Genomic DNA, 13,980 nt, shown 5'->3' on the forward strand with positions numbered 1-13,980 from the left:
CATCGATCATTAATAAGTCTCTATTCGTACCTTTTAATTCTACATCGATGATAAATGAAGGAGTTTTTGCTTTCACCATGTTTCACACCTACTTTCACAACTAATATAAAACATATGTTCGTATATATATATATATTACCAAAAAAAACCTAAATTCGCAATAAAAAATCGGTTCATCCCCATACTTAAAAGCAGGGGCTTTCCCGATTTAGTATTGGTAAATGAGGGTCAACATAAGTTGGCTACACCAAATGGCCTTTTAAATCAATCACTTCATCTGCGTTGTTTAAATCATTACCTATTGCCTTAAATTGACCGTTTCCCACTAATAATTCATGAGATTCTGGATCTCCGTATATATTCGCATTAATAAATTTTTTCATATATACATCACTCCTTTCCATCATTTTAATAAAGATATTTTTGTATTGCAATGTTAGCCAAGTGCCACGGGGACGGTTCTCATGGTTCGATTATGGTAAGGTATCTCCCAAATCTTAAAATGGTTCAATAATCAATACCGATGATGGCTACAACCATGCAAATAAGCTTATTTTACCCATACCTCAAAGAGGTATAGTAAAATTCCCTCTCACTATTATGTAAATATACTAATCTGTATTCTAGTTTCATTTATTCACATTGGTGTCACTTACTAGGGAGGTACCCATATCTAACTCCTAATATCTCCAATTAAAAAGCTATCAGAACCGTCCCCATGGTTTCGCGGTGTTATGGGAAAATATGAGGATAAGCGCGAATTTTGTCGAATTTACAGTGACTTTTTATTATTTTTATGTATATAATAGGAAGTATTTTATAAAGGCAAACTCACTGAAAGGTGAAGACGCAAAGCTTTAGGGGCTTCTGTCCAAGGGACCAGCCAGCCAGCTACCATCAAACGAAAAAGAGGGATTTTTGATGTCAAAAAGTATGTGGATCACACCTGAAGAGGCAATGAGAAAGAAGAAAATAAAGAAGAACCTAATGTATATTTCAATTATGATTTTCACAATCGTTCTTAGTGCAGTTGTTACAGTACTAGTCAACTCAATATAAAAAATGTGCCGCAGGGACAGTTCTCATGGTTCCACATTGGTCTCTCTTACTAGGTAGGTATCCATCTCTATTTTCTAATACCACAATTAAAAAGCCATCAGAACCGTCCCCATTGTCTCCTGCAAAATCTTAAAATGGTTCAATGATCAACACCGACTACATTTTCTGTGGGCTGCTACCATGTAAGTAAACCTATTTTCCGCGAACCTCGAAGAGATATAGTAAAATTGCTTCTCACTATTATGTAACCATACTAATCTGTATTCTAGTTTATTTTATACACATTGGTGTCACTTTCCTAGAGTGGCATTGAAGAAATGAACAAGACCCTAAAACTCTTGGACATCTGTTTTTCTGATGTGTGAAGATAATAATTCACCAGAATTAAATAAAGTTATAACGAGCAGGTTAGTTGCACAAGTTATCAATTGAATAGTTTAAGGTTATAGAGCATTTCTTTGTAATGAGGAATGTTTTTTATTTTACTTTTTTCTAATTTAACAACAAAAATACTATTAAAATTAATAAAAATTTATTGTTTATCAATAAATTACGTGTTAATATCAAATAAATAAACAAATGTGACGAAGACATTTAAAGATAATAAAGTTTGGTTCATAAACATTGTGGAGGAAAGTAAAACTTAATTAGGGGAGGAATAATCTTGGACACGAACGATTTGATTATTGAAAATATTGATAACCCCCATGAGCTGGAGAAATTGTTTAGAAAAGACCCCAAAGCTTTTAAAAAGTCATTCTCACAAGCCTGGGAACAAAAACCTGATTCGCAGGTCCTTACCGTTTGGTATGAAAGATTGCATTTCAAGGAGACGACAAACACAGATAAAACATCCTTCCTTCAGAAAGGTTTCTTATTCATGGGGATTTTAGCCATCCTGGCCGGGATAAGCTCAAGGATCATTTTCCATTTTGTTGAACAGGAAGCAATTGCGCCATTAAACCTTGCTTTCGGGATTCTTCCCTTTATTGCAGCCTATTTTGTATACAATAATACCACCAAAAAAAATGTTATTTACACACTTGCATTGTTATTCCTAATTTCTGCGGTTTATCTTAATATGCTGCCAATAAATTATATAGACAGTACTATCCTTGCTTATTTACACCTTCCTATATTCTTATGGGGACTGGTAGGGCTTGCATATACAGGTAATGAATATTCAAAAGGCAGCACAAGATTAGCCTATCTTAAGTTTAATTTGGAATTTGGCATACTCTACGCCGGCATGGCAATTAGCGGAATGGTGTTAGCAGCATTAACCATGCAGCTATTTAGCTTTGTTGACTTAAATATAGAAGACTTCTATTTTAGAAATGTCGTGTTATTTGGTGCTGCAGCTCTCGCTGTTATGGCTACCTACCTTGTATCTATGGATCTTAAACTTGCTAAGAATATTACACCATATATAGCTAAAATTTTTAGTCCTCTTGTACTGGTCACGTTGTTGATCTATCTTATAACGGTTATTTTGGTCGGAAAAAATCCATTCTTGGATCGCAATTTCCTGATGGTCTTCAACGGAATACTCCTTATTGTGTTGGCCGTCACTATATTTTCCATTACCGAAAGCGGCACAGATGAGAATAAGAACATTTTTGATTATATAAATTTTTCCCTAATTGTTCTTGCTCTTATCATTGACAGTGTGGCTTTGTCAGCCATAGTGTTCAGACTTTCTTCTTATGGGATTACCCCCAACAGACTTGCTGTTTTAGGAGTAAACATAATAATCTGGGCAAATCTAATTTGGATTATGCTCTCCTATATGCGTTTTCTGCAAAACAAAACCGGATCTTCAACTGTCCAAGATGCCGTTACTAAATATTTGCCGGTCTACGCACTTTGGGCAGCTTTCGTTACATTTACTTTTCCTTTAATTTTTAATTAGAAAGGCACTATTAATACTAATAAAAGCCAAAAATGAACAAGTTTTTATTCATAACTTGTTCATTTTTGGCTTTATTTTTTTCTAAAAAACCTATTATACCGGCAGTCTTTTTATTAAATTTCATTTGAAATGCCTGTCAATATTTAACGGAATATTCACACCCATTTGTTCAATTTTTTTATAAAATAGACTTAGGAATGTTGAAAGGAAGTGGATTATGCTACTTAGAGGAAGGACAGAATCAGATGAATTGTTGAAAATGCGATTATTAAGCACGCGGATGAAGTTGTCACAAGAAGAGAAGTTTTATTATTTCAACCTGGAAAAAGGTTATGAAGGTGAGGTGGAATTTGACCGTAAGGCAAAAAGTCTTCAAGAAGAAAGATATTTCATCAATGACTTGCTGCTAAAAATAAACCATTCCTATTTTCAAATTGATTCAACGCTTATATCACAGGATGTGATTCGTCTCTTGGATGTGAAAAATTTTGAAGGAGACTTTTGCCTGGAAAATGATCGATTTTATGCCGTTAAAACCGGTCGCGAATATAAAAATCCAATCGATCAATTAAACAAATGTACATCACAATTCCGCCAGCTGCTCCGGGACCTCAAGCTTAACTTCCTCGTTGAAGCTTCCGTTATCTTTATTAACCCCGAATTTACGTTATACAATGCGCAAATGGACCATCCCATTATACTTCCAAATCAGGTTAACCGGTTTTTAAAAAGTATAAATACTACATCATCAAAGTTGAATGAAAGGCACGAAGAATTAGCCAAGCAATTGCTATCATTGCATCAAACTAAAAATCCATTTTCACAGGTACCTAACTATCAATATGAGGAGCTGGTAAAGAAAATTTATTGTAAATATTGTAATTCCTTTTCGGTTTCTTTACAAAACCATATTTTTGTTTGCGATAAGTGTAGGGGGCTTGAAACGACCGAAGATGCCATTTTGCGGAATGTGAAGGAATTTCAGCTACTATTTCCTGAACGGAGGATTACGACTACAACTATTTATGAGTGGTGCAACGTCGATTTAACAAAAAGGACATTTTGCAGGGTACTAAAGAAAAACTTTACCGCGATTGGAAAAACAAGTGATTGCTATTATATATGAATTTTGTTCTGGTGGAAGATCAATATTTCTTCGGAAGTAATCACGCTTTATTCTCTCTTCCTTGTCCGAAGTCCCCACGGCTTCAGACACTATCTTGCTTTTTCAGCTCTTTCTTGTCCGAAGTCCCCACGGCTTCAGACACTATCACGCTTTTTCAGCTCTTCCTTGTCCGAAGTCACCGCGGCTTCAGACACTATCTTGCTTTTTCAGCTCTTCCTTGTCCGAAGTCCCCACGGCTTCAGACACTATCACGCTTTTTCAGCTCTTCCTTGTCCGAAGCCCGCACGGCTTCAGACACTATCTTGCCTTTTCAGCTCTTCCTTGTCCGAAGCCCCCACGGCTTCAGACACTATCTTGCTTTTTCAGCTCTTCCTTGTCCGAAGTCAGCTCAGCTTCGGACACCCTCTCTCTTTTTCAGCTCTTTCTTGTCCGAAGTCCCCACGGCTTCAGACACTATCACGCTTTTTTCTCTCTTCCTTGTCCGAAGCCCCCACGGCTTCAGACACTATCTTGCCTATTCAGCTCTTCCTTGTCCGAAGCCCCCACGGCTTCAGACACTATCTTGCCTTTTCAACTCTTCCTTGTCCGAAGTCCCCACGGCCTCGGACACTATCACTCTTTTTCAGCTCTTCCTTGTCCGAAGCCCCCACGGCTTCGGACACTATCACGCTTTTTCAGCTCTTCCTTGTCCGAACTTGAACCAATAATAAAACTGCCTCTATTTATGATACGGTTCACCCCGGTTTATTCGAAACGCTCTCAGTTTCATCAGTTAATGGAGGAAGGTCATTTTTGAAAAGACAGCTGCTGATTTGATTATTTTCTTGTGAATTGTTATCGACATATTTTTTTCAAATCATTGCTTAAAAAACGTATTCTATCACGCTTCAACTCGATTTTAATCAAACGATTGATTAGTGGTTACATGTGCCAATCAATCGTTTGATTAAAAACATGGTTATTACTATTCTTACAGCCTTTCTTGTTAAGATATTGGAAAAATTCTGTAGAGAATTGGAGAAAAAAATGTCATGTAATTCAAAGGTAAATGGTAGAGAAAGTTTCATTAAGACTCAGGACATTTTAAAAGAAAACATCGTTTAGAATCATTTTTGAAGGAAAATATCCATTCTGTTATCCGAATAGTAGGAATATAATAGGGACGAATACCTATTTTATTAAAAGGAGGAATTAGTATGAAGGTCAAGCGTTTTTCTTTTATCCTAGTGTTCTTGCTGATATTGAACACACTCGCAGCGCCACTTGCGTTCGCAAAGGACAAACATGATCCAAAACCAAAGCTTACTATTGTAGCACTGGGAGATTCTATTACCTTTGGTTACCCACAGCCATCAACGACAGCGTTCCCTGATTTAATCACAGGAGCAAAAGAAGTAGTAAAAGTTGGCGAGAGCGGTGCTACTTCTTCAGAATTGTTAGCAGTCATCAACTCCAATCCAAAAAAATTTAAAACCCTCATTAAAAAGGCTGATGCTATTACAATCAATATCGGAAGCAATGACCTCATGCAGGCAACAGGATTGGCTACTCTTTTTGCAAATCTACAACCTTTGGTGCCAAATCTAGAGGTCAATCTGGCAAATGGGGAATTGGCAAAGGTTGTAGCTGAGAATCCTCTCACATCGCTGACAGAACAACAGGTTACTGGATATGCTACAAATCTAGTAAAAATGATTGAAACGATTAGGAAACATACGGATGCTCCTATTATTCTGTATAACCTGTACAATCCTATTGTTTTAGGTACTAATCCAATCCTCGATGGACTGTTCCTTGGACGTTTACATACCTTTGTAGAAGGTAACTTAACAGTTGTAAATGGTGTTATCCAACAAGCAGGTAACATAACAGGCGCACATGTAGTTGATTCATATTCTGCCTTTATTGTAAACCCAGTAGTCAAAATTATTCCGTTTGATATCCATCCGACACAAGCTGGACATAAGGCTCTTGCTGAATTGGCTGATTCAGTGATTACAAATTATGAAAAGATAAAGAAATAGGAATTTACTGGGGATATAAATTCACTCAGTTTAATAGGCACCCTCTTGGGAAGGGTTTTCGGGATCAAAAAAAGGTCTCTGTTATTACTGAATGTTGATTACACTATGTTTGAAAAATATTTCGCTGGATCCCTAATAGAATGATCAACATGGCTTTCTGCACAACAAAAAGGACTGTTTATTGACAGTCCTTTAGGCTAGAATAATGAAAATCTTAAGCTTGTATAGTATAGCTTAGCTTATTAAATCCTCAGCTAATTTAGATTCTTTACTTTTCGAACCATCCAATTTTCCAGAAACTTGATCTAATCTAACATTCTTTGTTTCTGGGAATACCCATGCCCATAAAGCTAACATCATAAACAATGCTGCCCCTCCCAGAATAATCGGCTGATATCCGTATATTGGGAATACTGCTGCTGTAATAAGGGGCGGGAATGCAGATAAACCTCGACCAATTTGTAATGACCACGAAATACCCGTTGAACGGACATCTGTTGGGAATATTTCACTAAATAAAGAACCGAACACAGATGCACCATTTGAGCCAAAGTATAAGAAGAACATTGGTAACAGAATCCATAATGAATCGATTAAGCTTGACCATGTGAAGTAAAGTAAAATACCACCTAAAGCAGCTACAAACGCTAAACTTGATAACGTAATTCTTCTGCCCCATTTATCTGTAGTATAACCAGCAATAAATGAACCTACTAATCCAGCAAATGCTGTAAAGAATAACCACCAGGCAGCTTTCCCCATTTCAAATCCTTCATACTTAACTAAGTAAGTAGGCAAGAAATTTGTAATGCCATAATATGCAAAATACTGTAGTACAGCAGCAATCAATGCGATTGAAAACGGTTTCCAAAATCTATTCAATCCATATTTTTGCTTGATATTTACTTTTACTTTCGTCTTTTTCTCTTTAATTTCTTGCTCCCATACTTTAGATTCTTCTACATCCTTTCTGAGCCAAAGAGCTAATAGAATAGGAAGAGCGGAAAGGAAAAATGTCCAACGCCAGCCGATTACCGGTAAAATAAACCCACCTACAGTTGCACCAAGAAAAATTCCTAGATAGGCACCACCGTACAGCATACTACTCCAAAATCCTCTTTGTTTAGATGGTACAGTTTCACTTACCAGCGCTTGTGCTGCACCATACTCTCCACCCAGACCAAAACCAGCAATAGCACTCCAAAAAATTAGCCATTCATAGTTAAACGTAAATCCACGCATGAAAGTGGCCAAACAGAAAATAACTAATGTAGTAATTAGAATTTTCTTTCTACCAATCTTGTCTCCCAAATAACCAAATACAATGCCACCAATGGCCAGAAACGCCAATTGAACTGAAAATACGGAGGCAACTTGAACGGTTGATAGGGAAAGTGCAGCTGCCATGGGAATAACTAGAAAGCTTAGAACAAAAACTTCATAATAATCAAAAATCCATCCAATATAAGCCCCAAAAAATATCTTATATTTGGCTTTATCCATTTTTTCTGTTTGTGCTGGAATATTATTCGTGATCATCTGTAAACACCTCTTTACTAAATTTGATTATAACTAGTAAACATCGACTCTTATATTTTTATAGGTATTTAATTAGATTTAATATTTAGAAAAAATAAATAACAATTGCTATTACTATAAAATAATACAAACTATTAGAATTCTACTTTTACATCACTAGTCAAGTAGCGTACAGCATGTTCACCTGAACGTTTTCCATACACTAATCCCCTCAGAACGGATGTTCCTTAAGCTAAGGCCGCTGAAGTGCCAGCTACCCCACATCCAACTACAACAATGTCAAAGTCTAAATTTGTATTCATATTTCAGTCCCCCTTTATAATTTCACTTCAATTTTAAGATCCTCTAAAACGGCCAACCCTGCTTCACAAACTTGCATATCATGTGTGTAATGACCTCCACTGACACCAATTCCACCAATAAGTTCTCCGTCAATTTTGATTGGATAGCCTCCTCCAAATATCACGAGTCTTGGAGTATGAACGATGCCATGAAGCAATGGAGGGTCGTTCTTTAATCTGTCATACCATTCATGAGTTGCTCTGTTATATGCCGCTGCTGAAAACGCTTTATTTTGAGCGATGTCTAAACTTAAAACAGGTGCACCATCCATAGCTTGAAAGGCTTTTAAATTTCCTGGTTTATCAACAATCGCAATACTAAAAGGAATTCCTAGCTCTTCTGCTTTTGCTCGGGCTGCTTCTAAAACTCTATTTGCCAACTCTAAACTAATATTTTTTGATTCTACAAAATTTGTCATAATTAATACCGCCTTTTTTGTTTTTAGTTAAAATTAGATAAATACTCTTTTTCCCATTCTTTTACTTGATGGAGTTTAAAGAGGGACTGCCTTTCTTCCCATGTGCAAATCAGATCCATTAAATTTTCTTGTGTACCTTCTTCTTTTAAGACTTTCAGAGCTTGAGTAATCCCTTTTATTGCAGCACGGAGACCGGTATTAGCACAAAGCATAATTTTAAATCCTAGTTCCTCAGCCTCTTTTAAAGAAATTAATGGAGTTTTCCCTCCCTCTACCAGATTGATAATCAAAGGAATTTCACTCAATGAGTTGGTAATCTGCTGTAGTTGTTCAATTGTTGTGGGTGCTTCGACAAATATAATGTCTGCACCAGCTTCTCTAAATGCATGTGCTCTTTCAAGCGCATCACTCATACCATTCACCGCTAATGCATCAGTGCGGGCAATAATCGCTAAATTTTCATCCTGTCTTGTATCCACTGCTGCCTTAATCTTATAAACCATTTCATCTTTTGTAATAATACCCTTCCCACTAAAATGTCCGCATTTCTTTGGAGACACTTGATCTTCCATTTGGATCGCAGCCGCTCCTGCTCTTTCAAACTCCCTAACAGTTCGAATTACATTGATAGCGTTTCCAAATCCAGTATCAGCATCTACAACAATTGGAATATTCGTTACATCTGCCATTCTAGCAACGATATCTACGACCTCTTTTAAGGAAGTTAGACCTACATCAGCCCATCCCAATTGGGCATTAGATATACCAGCTCCAGTTGCATAGACCGCTTTAAAACCAATTTCTTCTACTAATCGAGCCGACATAGCATCATAAGCTCCAGGTATAATAAGGGAACCAGGCTCTTTGAGCAGAATCTTAAATTGTTTTTTTGTATCCATAATTTAAACACTCCTCAGATTATTTTAATTTTTCAGAAATATATATATATTTTTTTTGGGCTCTAAAAAGCCCAAATAATCACAAATTCCCCTTAACCATTGCCCTCCAGCTCGATACTTTTCTGAAGATGTTTTTTAATTGAATCAATTGCAGCTTCTAAACTATTATGAATATGTGCTCTCATCAACATTTCCACTTTTTCAGGGTCTTTCTTTACTAATGCTTCATAGATTTCCATATGTTCTTGTGCCGCTTTCTTACTTCTTTCATTATTTTTAGTAGGACCTAACCTACGGTACCTTGAGATATGATCATTTAATTGGTTTAAGATCTTAACAGCGTTTTTATTTCCACTTATCTGATAAAGATATGAGTGCATTTCATTCCCGTAAAATACAACGTCATCCCTAATATCATTTTCAGAGGCTTCAAGTATAAGTTGAGTAAATTGATTTAACTTTTTTAAATCATTTTCATTTGCTTTCAGAGTAGCTTCCCTGGCAACCAAACCTTCTAACAAACTCCTAACATTATAGATTTCTTCTACTTCCCGAATAGAAATGGGGGATACTTGAAGACGACCATTGGGTAGTCTCGTAATAAGCTCTTCAATTTCTAATCTTTGCAGTGCTTCTCTTATTGGGGTCCTACTAATATTTAGTTCAGTGGCTATGTTCTCTTCACTTATGGATTCGTTCGGTTCTAGAATACCTTCTATTATCCTTTGCTTAATTTCAAAATAAACAAAGTCTTTTGTTGATGATCTTCGGTTTGCATGCTGAAAAGGATTTTTCATTATCAAGCCCTTTCACCCTCCCTAATGTTGTTAAAAAGTATAAATGTATTTTTGTGTAATTGTATACAATTATTATTAATTGCATTTTATTACAAATATTTTTAATCGTCAATATTTTCTGATTACTAAATTAGATTTTTTAATATTCTAATAGGATCAGGACTATTTATCCTACGACAATAATTAATCACCTGACCAAGTGCACTTTTCGACAGTACGTACGGCGTTTATTCACGAACCCATCCTGAAAAAACCTCCAGCACTAGCATCGCTCTAACTTAGCAGCACCTATAAAACTATCAAACTTCGACAAAACTCGAGGAGTTATCGGGGAGTGACAGGCACCGATTTTTCATAGTAAAATCTAAAACCTTTAATATAACAAAATATACATTAATTAAATAGAAGAAAAAGTTACTTATTTTTAAATAAACTCAGATATTTCTTTATATTGTTTATATTCATAATATAATGATAAATTTAAACGATATACAGGCTATCAACCCTGTGTGAAATTTCTGAGAGATGAATATATGAAAGATTTATCATTTGACCTTTATAGGTTAAAAAAGGAGGAATGTATAAAATGAAAAAAAGGGCATTAGCAGTAACCGTATTAATCATACTCTCCCTTATTACTGTTACAGTCGTTGGAGCAAAAGCGTTATATGTAACAAAACCAGTGCCAAAAGGGGAAAGACATTCCATTTCTGAAATTGTTCATCCTAGTAGTCAGTGGGAAAAGGTAGCGACCGGAAGTGGATTTATGGAGGGCATTAATTTCGACCGGAGCGGAAATATTTGGATGGTTAGTCCGCCTACAGGCGAAATTATTAAGGTCGAAGACGATAAGCTTTCAATCGTAGAAAAATATGTAGGGGACCTCCCTGTAGGGACCAAGTTTCACAAGGACGGACGCCTTTTTATCACAGATGTTACTGGAAAACTTTACGCCTATGACCCGGCTACTAGACAGCGTACGACCATTGTTGATTCTTACGATGGCAAACCTTTAAATGGACTAAATGACCTCGTATTTGACCAAGCTGGTGGACTTTACTTTACAGAGCCAATGGGATCGAGTGCAACAAAACCAATAGGCCGTGTCTTCTACCTGCCACCGAATAGTAAAGAACCCATACTCTTTCAAGAAGGTATTGCTTATCCTAATGGTATTGCGATTTCAGCGAACGGTCAACGTGTTTATATCTCTGAATTCGCTACAAATCGCATTATCTCTGTACCTTCAAAGGACGCTAAAGACGCGCGTGAAACACCGTTTGTCTTCGGTCAATTTGAAGGCGGAATCGGTCCAGATGGTTTGGCCGTCGATACGGAGGGCAATCTTTATGTAGCCCATTTCCAGGCTGGCGAAATTGTCGTACTTGATGCTAGTGGATTTAAATACGGTACCATTCGCCTGCCTAAGGACGCGGAGACTTTTACCACCAATTTGACTTTTCATAATGGATACCTTTATGTAACAGAGTCATTGAAAAATGAAGTCTGGCGAATTAAGGTCAAAAAGGAAGGTTTGCAGCCTTACGGGTTGCAATAGAACGATCAATAATAGAGGTTTTTATGGATAATTTATAGACAGAAAATAATAGTTTCTCCCTTCTATAATAAACTCTCGGTTTTTCTGGGGTTATCACAAAACATTTTTGTGATAACCCCTTTTTTTGTTGTATCAAGAGAAAAGACATAATCAGGGACTAGGAATCTATCAAATTTCGAAAAACTGATGGCTTTCGATTTGAGTTATTCGATTGATTGTTTTCATTTGTTAAAGAAACGATTCATAGAGCATTACAAGTTGATTCGTTACAATCCTGAAATAGGAGAACTAAGTATTAAAAACTGGGGGACCAATTTGAAAGCAAAGGTGAGGCAACTAAAAACAACTCATGAGGCTAAGGGACAATCTGCAGGCTATTCAAAATCTAAGTAAAGAGCTACACTTCATACCAAGTATGTCACGAAAGGCAAACTGTTGGGATAACGCTGTTATGAGAGCTTTTTTTCGCAGTTAAAAACGGAATTCCCTTGTTTTTACCCCAACTGCCCAATCGATTCTTTTCATCAAAATTTAAAGAAATATATTCGCTATTACAACGAAAAATGAATCCAGCATAGAATGGGATTCGTTTCTCCTAAAATATATTATTTAGATTACCAAAATGCATCATAAATGCCGAATTTATTGATGTCTATTTTTTGGGGGCTTGACCAAACCGGAATTACTTTGCAAATGAATTTACACGGGAAAGGTATTTCTTTATTATATGTTTATCAAATAATAAATTGGAGATTACATCATGATACCAGACTTCATTCTAACTGCATTAGTTGTGTTTCTTTTAATATGGGTTGTATTTTTATTAAAAAAGAAAGAAAAGCACAAGCGCCCAGAAAATAACCCATTGATAGACAGACCAGAAAACAAGATACTAATAGATAATATTCTCAATAATGATACAGAAGGCGTTAAGAGAAGTTTTGAAAGCTATAGAGCAGCTCCTCATTCAAAATCTCAATTAGGTGAGTCTGCAATAGAATTAGCTATACAAAAGGATAATAAATATATAGTTGCTTATTTAATTAAGTATGGAGCCATACCAAATGCAATAGAAAGGGAAGAAGCCTTTAAAAGTGGAAATAAAGAGATAATTGAAATGCTAGAGACAGGTAACCATTTAAGATTAATTAGCGAGTATGAGTTTTTCAAGAAAACAAAATGATTGTTTATCATACACCCAAATTTTAATGCCACGGGGACGGTTCTCATGGGTTCGTTATGGTAGGGTATCTCCCAATTCTTAAAATGGTTTAATGATCAACACCGACTACATTTTCTGAGGGCTGCTACCATGGCTAATTGAACTTATTTTCCGCGAACCACTTAAGAGATATAGTAAAATTGCTTCTCACCATTATGTAACCATACTAATCTGTATTCTAGTTTATTTTATACACATTGGTGTCACTTACTAGGTAGGTGTCCATTCCTATCTCCTAATTCTACCAATTAAAGAGTTAGCAGAGCTGTCCCCGTGGTCGGCACATCACATGGACCAAAATTACTAACTATCGATTTGCAGAGGTACCAAAGTATTATATTTTTACCCCTAAAAGGACTATTTTTACACTACTTTTACACTATTGTTACATTTTTTATAGTATTATTTAACAGTAAGTTATACATAAACAGGACAATTGGGGGGAAAAGTATGGGAAAAACATTTATCAAAATTGCAACGGTATATTTTTCAATCGGAGTGTTAGTGGGGATGACAATGGGAATGATCCACGATTTCAGATTTACCTCTCTCCACGCTCATGTGAATTTATTAGGTTGGGTGTCTACCGCTCTATTTGGGGTCATTTATTCTATTTATCCATTTGCAGCAAATACAAAGTTGGCTAAAACTCACTTTTGGCTTCATAATATTGGACTTCCTATTATGATGATTGGATTGGCTGGTGAAGTATTAGGCATTTCTGCCGGTCTTCCTGTGATGATAGTTGGTTCATTAGCAGTCGTCATCGGTACATTATTATTCGCCATTAATACATTTAAGACGTTAAGCACAAACTCTAATCAAATTACAAAGACCAATATAAATGCTTAATGCGATTAAGTAAAAGGACTTCCCAAGTGGAAGTCCTTTTTATGCCCACAGGAACCGTCCCCAAAGGACAGTAAAAGTCTCCTAATAGAAACGGAGGCTTTTTTTGTTTCGATAATGGGTTTTATCTTTATAATAACTTTTTAATATCTTCTTCAATTTCTTCAGGATTCACAGTTGGTGCATAACGTTTAACAACTTTTCCATCTTGATCAATTAAAAACTTCGTAAAGTT

Annotated in this window: 14 protein-coding genes, 2 pseudogenes and 1 riboswitch; of the genes and pseudogenes, 9 read left to right on the forward strand and 7 right to left on the reverse strand. The window is 36.1% G+C overall.

Features of this window, described 5'->3' with window-relative positions; all coding sequences use genetic code 11:
- Positions 1-242: 242 nt before the first annotated feature.
- Positions 243-383, reverse strand: a complete 141-nt coding sequence (locus tag J2Y03_RS28445; protein ID WP_310200595.1) for a hypothetical protein — start codon at positions 381-383, stop codon at positions 243-245.
- A 431-nt stretch (positions 384-814) separates the two neighbouring features.
- Positions 815-899, forward strand: a riboswitch (cyclic di-GMP riboswitch).
- A gap of 22 nt (positions 900-921) precedes the next feature.
- Here J2Y03_RS28445 and J2Y03_RS28450 point away from each other — a divergent pair.
- The 3 genes from J2Y03_RS28450 (at position 922) to J2Y03_RS28460 (ending at position 4,097) form a co-directional block, all read left to right on the forward strand.
- Positions 922-1,059, forward strand: coding sequence for a hypothetical protein (locus J2Y03_RS28450; protein ID WP_310200597.1), 138 nt, complete (start codon positions 922-924; stop codon positions 1,057-1,059).
- A gap of 664 nt (positions 1,060-1,723) precedes the next feature.
- On the forward strand, positions 1,724-2,971 hold the full coding sequence (locus J2Y03_RS28455) for a DUF4153 domain-containing protein (RefSeq protein ID WP_310200599.1): 1,248 nt from the start codon (positions 1,724-1,726) through the stop codon (positions 2,969-2,971).
- Positions 2,972-3,188: 217 nt separating this feature from the next.
- A complete protein-coding gene (locus tag J2Y03_RS28460) occupies positions 3,189-4,097 on the forward strand; it encodes a nuclease-related domain-containing protein (RefSeq protein ID WP_310200601.1) in 909 nt (302 codons plus the stop codon).
- A 612-nt stretch (positions 4,098-4,709) separates the two neighbouring features.
- Here J2Y03_RS28460 and J2Y03_RS28465 read toward each other — a convergent pair.
- Complete coding sequence (locus tag J2Y03_RS28465; protein ID WP_310200603.1) at positions 4,710-4,835, reverse strand: hypothetical protein; 126 nt, start codon at positions 4,833-4,835, stop codon at positions 4,710-4,712.
- 458 nt (positions 4,836-5,293) lie between these two features.
- On the opposite strand from J2Y03_RS28465, the gene J2Y03_RS28470 reads away from it, so the two are divergent.
- The gene (locus J2Y03_RS28470) at positions 5,294-6,121 is read left to right on the forward strand and encodes an SGNH/GDSL hydrolase family protein (protein ID WP_310200604.1); all 828 of its coding nucleotides are present in this window, start codon (positions 5,294-5,296) and stop codon (positions 6,119-6,121) included.
- Between the two features lie 234 nt (positions 6,122-6,355).
- Here J2Y03_RS28470 and J2Y03_RS28475 read toward each other — a convergent pair whose 3' ends face one another.
- The 4 genes from J2Y03_RS28475 to J2Y03_RS28490 all read right to left on the reverse strand — a co-directional run bounded on the left by J2Y03_RS28475 (position 6,356) and on the right by J2Y03_RS28490 (position 10,116).
- Complete coding sequence (locus J2Y03_RS28475; RefSeq protein WP_310200605.1) at positions 6,356-7,660, reverse strand: MFS transporter; 1,305 nt, start codon at positions 7,658-7,660, stop codon at positions 6,356-6,358.
- Between the two features lie 316 nt (positions 7,661-7,976).
- Positions 7,977-8,420 carry a GlcG/HbpS family heme-binding protein gene (locus J2Y03_RS28480; RefSeq protein ID WP_310200606.1) on the reverse strand — a complete coding sequence of 148 codons (444 nt, stop codon included), beginning with the start codon at positions 8,418-8,420 and terminating at the stop codon, positions 7,977-7,979.
- Positions 8,421-8,443: 23 nt separating this feature from the next.
- Complete coding sequence (locus J2Y03_RS28485; RefSeq protein WP_310200608.1) at positions 8,444-9,319, reverse strand: isocitrate lyase/PEP mutase family protein; 876 nt, start codon at positions 9,317-9,319, stop codon at positions 8,444-8,446.
- Between the two features lie 92 nt (positions 9,320-9,411).
- Positions 9,412-10,116, reverse strand: coding sequence for a GntR family transcriptional regulator (locus tag J2Y03_RS28490; protein ID WP_310200616.1), 705 nt, complete (start codon positions 10,114-10,116; stop codon positions 9,412-9,414).
- A gap of 586 nt (positions 10,117-10,702) precedes the next feature.
- Here J2Y03_RS28490 and J2Y03_RS28495 point away from each other — a divergent pair.
- The 5 genes and pseudogenes from J2Y03_RS28495 to J2Y03_RS28510 all read left to right on the forward strand — a co-directional run bounded on the left by J2Y03_RS28495 (position 10,703) and on the right by J2Y03_RS28510 (position 13,748).
- Positions 10,703-11,674, forward strand: a complete 972-nt coding sequence (locus J2Y03_RS28495; protein WP_310200610.1) for an SMP-30/gluconolactonase/LRE family protein — start codon at positions 10,703-10,705, stop codon at positions 11,672-11,674.
- Between the two features lie 186 nt (positions 11,675-11,860).
- Positions 11,861-12,067, forward strand: coding sequence for a hypothetical protein (locus J2Y03_RS28500; RefSeq protein WP_310200618.1), 207 nt, complete (start codon positions 11,861-11,863; stop codon positions 12,065-12,067).
- A gap of 111 nt (positions 12,068-12,178) precedes the next feature.
- Positions 12,179-12,241, forward strand: a pseudogene (locus tag J2Y03_RS29105) (hypothetical protein); the annotation flags it as partial.
- 193 nt (positions 12,242-12,434) lie between these two features.
- On the forward strand, positions 12,435-12,857 hold the full coding sequence (locus tag J2Y03_RS28505) for a hypothetical protein (protein WP_310200612.1): 423 nt from the start codon (positions 12,435-12,437) through the stop codon (positions 12,855-12,857).
- Positions 12,858-13,346: 489 nt separating this feature from the next.
- On the forward strand, positions 13,347-13,748 hold the full coding sequence (locus tag J2Y03_RS28510) for a cytochrome-c oxidase (RefSeq protein WP_310200614.1): 402 nt from the start codon (positions 13,347-13,349) through the stop codon (positions 13,746-13,748).
- A gap of 127 nt (positions 13,749-13,875) precedes the next feature.
- Here J2Y03_RS28510 and J2Y03_RS28515 read toward each other — a convergent pair.
- A pseudogene (locus tag J2Y03_RS28515) lies at positions 13,876-13,980 on the reverse strand (glutathione peroxidase); the annotation flags it as partial.

The organism is Neobacillus niacini, assembly GCF_031457145.1.
Taxonomy (GTDB): domain Bacteria; phylum Bacillota; class Bacilli; order Bacillales; family Cytobacillaceae; genus Neobacillus; species Neobacillus niacini_J.

What these genes read in the sequence shown, in the direction of transcription:
- J2Y03_RS28445 (WP_310200595.1), bottom strand. Translation starts at nt 383, where the DNA reads ATGAAAAAATTTATTAATGCGAATATATACGGAGATCCAGAATCTCAT.
- J2Y03_RS28450 (WP_310200597.1), top strand. Translation starts at nt 922, where the DNA reads ATGTCAAAAAGTATGTGGATCACACCTGAAGAGGCAATGAGAAAGAAG.
- J2Y03_RS28460 (WP_310200601.1), top strand. Translation starts at nt 3,189, where the DNA reads ATGCTACTTAGAGGAAGGACAGAATCAGATGAATTGTTGAAAATGCGA.
- J2Y03_RS28470 (WP_310200604.1), top strand. Translation starts at nt 5,294, where the DNA reads ATGAAGGTCAAGCGTTTTTCTTTTATCCTAGTGTTCTTGCTGATATTG.
- J2Y03_RS28475 (WP_310200605.1), bottom strand. Translation starts at nt 7,660, where the DNA reads ATGATCACGAATAATATTCCAGCACAAACAGAAAAAATGGATAAAGCC.
- J2Y03_RS28480 (WP_310200606.1), bottom strand. Translation starts at nt 8,420, where the DNA reads ATGACAAATTTTGTAGAATCAAAAAATATTAGTTTAGAGTTGGCAAAT.
- J2Y03_RS28485 (WP_310200608.1), bottom strand. Translation starts at nt 9,319, where the DNA reads ATGGATACAAAAAAACAATTTAAGATTCTGCTCAAAGAGCCTGGTTCC.
- J2Y03_RS28490 (WP_310200616.1), bottom strand. Translation starts at nt 10,116, where the DNA reads ATGAAAAATCCTTTTCAGCATGCAAACCGAAGATCATCAACAAAAGAC.
- J2Y03_RS28495 (WP_310200610.1), top strand. Translation starts at nt 10,703, where the DNA reads ATGAAAAAAAGGGCATTAGCAGTAACCGTATTAATCATACTCTCCCTT.
- J2Y03_RS28500 (WP_310200618.1), top strand. Translation starts at nt 11,861, where the DNA reads ATGGCTTTCGATTTGAGTTATTCGATTGATTGTTTTCATTTGTTAAAG.
- J2Y03_RS28505 (WP_310200612.1), top strand. Translation starts at nt 12,435, where the DNA reads ATGATACCAGACTTCATTCTAACTGCATTAGTTGTGTTTCTTTTAATA.
- J2Y03_RS28510 (WP_310200614.1), top strand. Translation starts at nt 13,347, where the DNA reads ATGGGAAAAACATTTATCAAAATTGCAACGGTATATTTTTCAATCGGA.